7 protein-coding genes are annotated in these 6324 nt (G+C 67.6%); 2 read left to right on the top strand and 5 right to left on the bottom strand.

The annotated features are described in order from the left end of the window. A partial coding sequence (locus tag AC1D2O_RS37460) for an amino acid ABC transporter permease (protein ID WP_478158906.1) occupies positions 1–437 on the top strand: 437 nt, incomplete at its 5' end. Between the two features lie 185 nt (positions 438–622). After that, positions 623–1360: an amino acid ABC transporter ATP-binding protein gene (locus AC1D2O_RS37455; protein ID WP_478158907.1), complete on the top strand. Its 738-nt coding sequence runs from the start codon at positions 623–625 to the stop codon at positions 1358–1360. Between the two features lie 265 nt (positions 1361–1625). On the opposite strand, the gene AC1D2O_RS37450 is transcribed toward AC1D2O_RS37455, so the two are convergent. The 5 genes from AC1D2O_RS37450 to AC1D2O_RS37430 form a co-directional block, all read right to left on the bottom strand. Then, positions 1626–2660, bottom strand: a complete 1035-nt coding sequence (locus AC1D2O_RS37450) for a DctP family TRAP transporter solute-binding subunit (RefSeq protein ID WP_478090762.1) — start codon at positions 2658–2660, stop codon at positions 1626–1628. Between the two features lie 31 nt (positions 2661–2691). Further along, positions 2692–3990 (bottom strand): TRAP transporter large permease, encoded by a 1299-nt coding sequence (locus AC1D2O_RS37445; protein WP_478090761.1) that lies wholly within the window; start codon positions 3988–3990, stop codon positions 2692–2694. Next, positions 3987–4547, bottom strand: a complete 561-nt coding sequence (locus AC1D2O_RS37440) for a TRAP transporter small permease (protein WP_478090760.1) — start codon at positions 4545–4547, stop codon at positions 3987–3989. Before AC1D2O_RS37440 ends, AC1D2O_RS37445 begins: the two co-directional genes overlap by 4 nt. Positions 4548–4818: 271 nt before the next feature. Beyond that, the gene (locus AC1D2O_RS37435; protein ID WP_478090759.1) at positions 4819–5790 is read right to left on the bottom strand and encodes an NAD(P)H-dependent flavin oxidoreductase; all 972 of its coding nucleotides are present in this window, start codon (positions 5788–5790) and stop codon (positions 4819–4821) included. 23 nt (positions 5791–5813) lie between these two features. Continuing rightward, on the bottom strand, positions 5814–6324 hold a 511-nt coding region (locus AC1D2O_RS37430; protein WP_478158905.1), incomplete at its 5' end, for an electron transfer flavoprotein subunit alpha/FixB family protein.

Below are 6324 nucleotides of genomic sequence, written 5' to 3'. Positions count from 1 at the left end.
TCCTGCTGGTGCCGACGATGATCGGGCGGCCGATCGGGCCCGAGTACTCGGCCATCATCACCTTTGTCGCCTTCGAGGCCGCCTACTTCAGCGAGATCATGCGCGCCGGCATCCAGTCGATCCCGCGCGGCCAGGTGTCCGCGGGCCAGGCGATGGGGATGACCTACGGCCAGAACATGAAGCTGGTGATCCTGCCGCAGGCGTTCCGCAACATGCTGCCGGTGCTGCTGACCCAGACCATCATCCTGTTCCAGGACACCTCGCTGGTCTATGCCATCGGCGCCTACGACCTGTTCAAGGGCTTCGACACCGCAGGCAAGAACTTCGGCCGGCCCGAAGAAGCCTACCTGCTGGCCGCCGTCGTCTACTTCATCCTGTGCTATTCGCTCTCGTGGCTCGTGAAGCGCCTGCACAAGAAGATCGCCATCATCCGCTGAAGGAGAAACCATGAACCCCCACGCTCATCACTTCGTGTATTCGCTGGACGAGTCGGCGCCAGAGGCGCCGGCCCTTCGGTCCGTCCAAACTCGCGCAGGCGAGTTTGGAGCCGCGGACCTCAGCCCCGAGGGGGCGCAGGCCTCCCTTGGGGCGGCCCGGCGGGAGGCCTGACATGTCCGAAAAAATGATTGAAATCAAGAACGTTTCCAAGTGGTATGGCCCGGTGCAGGTGCTCAACGACTGCTCGGTCGACATCGCCAAGGGCGACGTGGTCGTGGTCTGCGGGCCCTCGGGTTCGGGCAAGTCGACGCTGATCAAGACGGTGAACGCGCTCGAGCCCTTCCAGAAGGGCGAGATCACGGTCAACGGCATTGCGCTGCACGACCCCAAGACCAACCTGCCGAAGCTGCGCTCGAAGGTCGGCATGGTGTTCCAGCACTTCGAGCTGTTCCCGCACCTGTCGGTGACCGAGAACCTGACGATCGCGCAGATCAAGGTGCTCGGGCGCAGTGCCGACGAAGCCAAGACGCGGGGCTTGAAGATGCTCGACCGCGTGGGCCTGATGGCGCACAAGGACAAGTTCCCAGGCCAGCTGTCCGGCGGCCAGCAGCAGCGGGTGGCGATCGCGCGCGCGCTGAGCATGGACCCGATCGTGATGCTGTTCGACGAGCCCACCTCGGCGCTGGACCCCGAGATGGTCGGCGAGGTGCTCGACGTGATGGTGCTGCTGGCCAAGGAAGGCATGACCATGATGGTGGTCACGCACGAGATGGGCTTCGCGCGCAAGGTGGCGAGCCGCGTGATCTTCATCGACGTCGGCGGCCGCATCCTCGAGGACTGCTCCAAGGATGAGTTCTTCAACCACCCGGAGAACCGGCAGCCGCGCACGAAGGACTTCCTGAACAAGATCCTGGCGCACTGAGCTCGCCCCCAGGTTGCCCGCACTTCGTGTCGGGCGCCCACCCCCTACCGGGGGCGCAGTCAGCGGCCCGGCAAAGCCGGTTCCGCGACTGCCCGCGAACGGGCGCGCTGCGCGCAGCCGAAAACAAACACAGCGCCAGTATTCACCGGCCGGCGCAGCCAGGCCCGTTGGTGAAACACCGCGGAACCGGCTTTGCCGGGCCGCTGGTGTTGCCCCCGGTAGGGGGTGGGCGGGCTACACGAAGTGAGCCCAACCTGGGGGCGAGCTACTTCTTGCGTGCCGCGATTGCCTGCTCGGCCTGCGTCACCAGGTCCTTGCCGATGGTCGGCGTCCACTTGGCGTAGACCGGGCGGGTGGCCTTGACGAAGGCTTCGCGCTCGGCCGGGGTCAGTTGGGTGACGGTCACGCCCATCGCTGCGATGTCCTTGAGCACCGGCTTGTCGGCCTCGACCAGGCCCTTGCGGGCCAGCGCGATGTTCTGCTTGCCGGCGTCGACCGCGGCCTGGCGCACGATCGCCTGGTCGGCCGGGGTCCACGAGCCCCAGACCTCCTTGTTGACCACGAACACCAGCGGGTCGGCCATGTAGCCCCAGGTGGTCACGAACTTCTGGCCCACGGTGTGCATCTTGAGCACGGTGAAGAGGAACAGCGGATTCTCCTGGCCGTCGACCGCGCCGCTGGCGAGCGCGGGCTGCGCATCGGCCCAACTCATCTGGGTCGGGTTGGCGCCCAGCGTGCTGAACATGTCGGAGAAGATCGGCGAACCGACGACACGGATCTTCATGCCCTTCAAGTCCTCGGGCGACTTGATCGCGCGCTTGGAGTTGGTGATCTCGCGGTAGCCGTTCTCGCCCCAGGCGAGCGGCACCACGCCGGCCTTGTCCAAGGTCTGGAAGATCTCCTTGCCGACCGTGCCCTGCGTCAGTGCGTCGATCGCCGCATAGTCGGGCATCAGGAAGGGCAGCGAGAACAGGTTCAGCTGCTTCACCTGCGGCGACCAGTTGATGGTCGAGCCGACCGCCATGTCGATCACGCCCTGGCGCAGTGCGCTGAACTCGCGCGTCTGGTCGCCCTGGATCAGCGACACGCCCGGGTACAGCTTGATGTTGATGCGGCCCTGGGTGCGCTCCTTCACCAGGTCGGCCCAGATCCGGCCGGCCTCGCCCCATGGCGTGGGCGGGCCCAGCACCAGCGACATCTTGTATTCGGCCTTGTAGCTCTGCGCTTGCGCGGCCACCGAGAAGCCGCCCAATGCGGCGGCGACGGCCAGGAGGCCGAGCAGGGAACGACGGAATTTCATGGATCAGTCTCCTTGGGAATAAATCGAAGAATCAGTAGCCCAGCTTGCGCGGAAGCCATAGCGCGAGCTCGGGCCAGGCGATCACCGCCACCATCACGAGGAACATCGCGAACAGCATCCAGCCGACCCAGCGCACGGTCTCTTCCATGCGCACGTTGGCGATGCGGCACGACACCATCAGGTTGACAGCCAGCGGCGGCGTGAACTGGCCGAGCGCGACCTTGAGCGTGAGAATGACGCCGAACCAGACCGGGTCCCACTTGTAGTGCTGCACGATCGGCCACAAGAGCGGCACGAAGATCAGGAAGATCGAGACGCCGTCGAGGAACATGCCGACCGTGATCAAGAGCAGGATCAGCAGCGAGAGGACGCCGTATTCGCCCAGGCCCGAATTGACGATCGCGCGCGTGACCGGATCGATCACGCCGAGCGTCGAGAGCGAATAGGCGAAGATGCCCGCCAGCGACACCACCAGCAGGATCACGGCCGAGAGTTCGCCCGATTCGCGCAGGATCACGAACAGGTCGCGGACCTTGATCGTGCGGTGGATCGCCATGCCGACGAAGAGGCCGTAGAACACCGCCACCACCGCCGCCTCGGTCGGCGTGAACAGGCCGGCGCGCATGCCGCCGAGGATCAGTACCGGCGCCGCCAGGCCCCAGATCGCATCGCGAAAGCTCTTCCAGAAGGCCGGGCGCGGCAGGCTGGATTCGAGCGCGCCCATCTTGTTCTTGCGCGCCAGCCACACGGCCGGGACGATCAGCGCCACCCCGGCCAGGATGCCCGGGATCATGCCGGCGGCGAACAGCGCCGGCACCGAGGCGCCCGGCACCAGCACCGAGTAGACGATGAAGGCGACCGAAGGCGGGATCAGGATGTCGGTGGCCGCCGCCGCGCCGACCACGCTGGCCGAGTAGGCGGCCGGGTAGCCCGCGCGCGACATCGCGGTGATCATCACCGCGCCCACGGCGGCGGCGTTGGCCGGGCCCGAGCCCGAGATGCCGCCCAGGAACATCGCCACCACGATCGCCACCAGCGGCAGCATGCCGGGGCCGCGGCCGACGATCGCGATGGCGAAGTTGACCAGCCTGAGCGCCACGCCCGAGCGGTCGAAGATCGAGCCGACCAGCACGAACATCGGGATCGCCAGCAGCGGGTACTTGCCGAGGCCGGCATAGAAGTTCTGCGGCACGGCCAGCAGGCCGAACCACTGTGCGTCGCTGTTGGCGAGCGCGATGCAGGCCGCGCCGGCGAGGCCCAGCGCCGCACCGATCGGCACGCCGGCCAGCATCATCGCCACGAAGGCGACGAACAGCAGCGTGGGGATCATTGGTCCGAGCCCCCGTAGCTGGTCTTGCGGCCACGGCGGATGAACAGGCCCAGGGCGCGCAGCGCGATCGCGAAGGAGACGACCGGCAGCCAGATCGAATACCACCATTGCGGCACGCCGATGCCGGGCGAGGTCTCCTCGAAGCGGTAGTCGTCCCAGACCATGCGCACGCTGAGCGCGCCGATCAGCAAGAACAGCAGCCCCACCATGAGCGCGCCGAACTGCGCCAGGCGCTTGCGCCGCGCCATGCTGCCGCTCTCGGCGAAGTATTCGATCCGGATGTGGCGGTCGCGCGCCACCGCGGCGGAGCCCGCCACCAGCGCCAGCAGGATCATGAGGAAGACCGAGAACTCCTCGGTCCATGCGAAGGAGGAGTCGGTGAAATAGCGCACCAGCACGTTGGCGAAGGTGATGCAGGCCAGCAGGCCCATGATGACCACGGTGGCCCAGTCCTCGATCGCGAGCGGGACGCGGGTCGGTTCGTCGGCGGCTTCGATTTCAGGGGGGAGGGGGCTGGCGGCGTCCAGCACGGGGCCGGACTCGGAGGGAGAGGTCATCGGGGGAAGCAGGAGGGTGAGGCCACGTGTCACCGGGCGGACGCCGGGACGCGATCCGTACACCTCGACAGGGAAGCAGCCATGGATCCTAGCGATCCATGACCATATCGCCATCGGGGGTTTCCTTAGCTGCCAGGCACTCGCCCCTGCGCGTGGCCTCAGGCCGGCGCCGGGCCGCCAGCGCGGCGAAGTCCGCGCTTCGCACGGACGGGCGGCCTGCTGCTCCCCCCTCGGGGGGCAGCGACCACACGAAGTGAGGGAGCGTGGGGGCTCAGTCGAAGTAGGCGCGCGAACGGTCCAGGTGTTCGCGGCACTCGCGGACCATGCGGTCGAGCAGGTCGGCGCAGGTCGGCACGTCGTCGATCAGGCCGATGCACTGGCCCGCCGAGACCACCCCGCCGTTGACTTCGCCGGACTCCAGCGCGGCACGCCCGCGCACGCCCGCCACCAGGGGGCGGATGTCCTCGAACTGGCAGCCGCCCGGACGGTTCTCGGTCGCCACCACCTCTTCCGAAATCGCGTTCCTGAACACGCGCGCCGTGTTCTTCATGGTGCGGAACATCAGCTTGGTGTCGCGCTCGGACGCCGCCACCAGCGCCTGCTTGATGTTGTAGTGGATGGGTGCTTCCTGCGTCACGCAGAAGCGCGTGCCCATGTTGACGCCCTCGGCGCCGAGCGCCAGCGCGGCGGCCATGCCGCGCCCGTCGGCGATGCCGCCGGAGGCGATGATCGGAATCTTGAGCGCGCGCGCCGCGATCGGCAGCAGCACCAGCCCCGGCACGTCGTCCTCGCCGGGGTGGCCCGCGCACTCGAAGCCGTCGACCGAGACCGCGTCGACGCCATTGCGCTCCGCCGACAGCGCATGGCGCACGGAGGTGCACTTGTGCACGACCTTCACGCCATGGGCCTTGAACTGATCGATGAAGTCCCGGGGGCTGTTGCCCGCGGTCTCGACGATCTTGACGCCGCTGTCGAGGATCGCCTGCACGTATTCGGCGTAGGGCGGCGGCTTCAACGCGGGCAGGATCGTGAGGTTCACGCCGAAGGGGCGGTCGGTCATGGCGCGCGTGCGCTCGATCTCGCGCCGGAGCGCGTCGGGCGTCTGCTGCGTGAGCGCGGTCAGGATGCCGAGGCCCCCGGCGTTGGAAACCGCCGAGGCCAGTTCCGCCAGGCCCACCCATTGCATGCCGCCCTGGATGATGGGGTAGCGGATGCCGAGCAGTTCGGTGATGCGGGTCTTCATGGTGCTTCCTTCTGCGAGAGCGCCTACAGCGCCTTGACCAGCTCCGGCACGGCCGTGAACAGGTCGGCCACGAGGCCATAGTCGGCCACCGAGAAGATCGGCGCCTCTTCGTCCTTGTTGATCGCCACGATCACCTTGGAGTCCTTCATGCCCGCCAGATGCTGGATCGCGCCCGAGATGCCCGCCGCGATGTACAACTGCGGCGCCACGATCTTGCCGGTCTGGCCGACCTGCCAGTCGTTCGGCGCGTAGCCCGCGTCCACCGCCGCGCGGCTGGCGCCGAGACCGGCGTTGAGCTTGTCGGCCAGAGGCGCCATCACCTCCTGGAACTTCTCGGCGCTGCCCAGCGCTCGGCCGCCCGAGACGATGATCTTGGCCGCCGTCAGTTCGGGGCGCTCGCTCTTGGTGACTTCTCTTCCGACGAAGCTGCTCTTGCCGCTGTCGGCCACGCCGTCCACGGTCTCGACCGCGGCGCTGCCACCGGTGGCCGCTGCGGCATCGAAGCCCGTCGTGCGCACGGTCGCCACCTTGATC

The sequence above is a fragment of the Variovorax sp. P1_G12 genome (genome assembly GCF_056405555.1).
This window is presented reverse-complemented; position numbering and strand designations above follow the sequence as displayed.

What these genes read in the sequence shown, in the direction of transcription:
- AC1D2O_RS37445 (WP_478090761.1), bottom strand. Translation starts at nt 3,990, where the DNA reads ATGATCCCCACGCTGCTGTTCGTCGCCTTCGTGGCGATGATGCTGGCC.
- AC1D2O_RS37450 (WP_478090762.1), bottom strand. Translation starts at nt 2,660, where the DNA reads ATGAAATTCCGTCGTTCCCTGCTCGGCCTCCTGGCCGTCGCCGCCGCA.
- AC1D2O_RS37440 (WP_478090760.1), bottom strand. Translation starts at nt 4,547, where the DNA reads ATGACCTCTCCCTCCGAGTCCGGCCCCGTGCTGGACGCCGCCAGCCCC.
- AC1D2O_RS37435 (WP_478090759.1), bottom strand. Translation starts at nt 5,790, where the DNA reads ATGAAGACCCGCATCACCGAACTGCTCGGCATCCGCTACCCCATCATC.
- AC1D2O_RS37455 (WP_478158907.1), top strand. Translation starts at nt 623, where the DNA reads ATGATTGAAATCAAGAACGTTTCCAAGTGGTATGGCCCGGTGCAGGTG.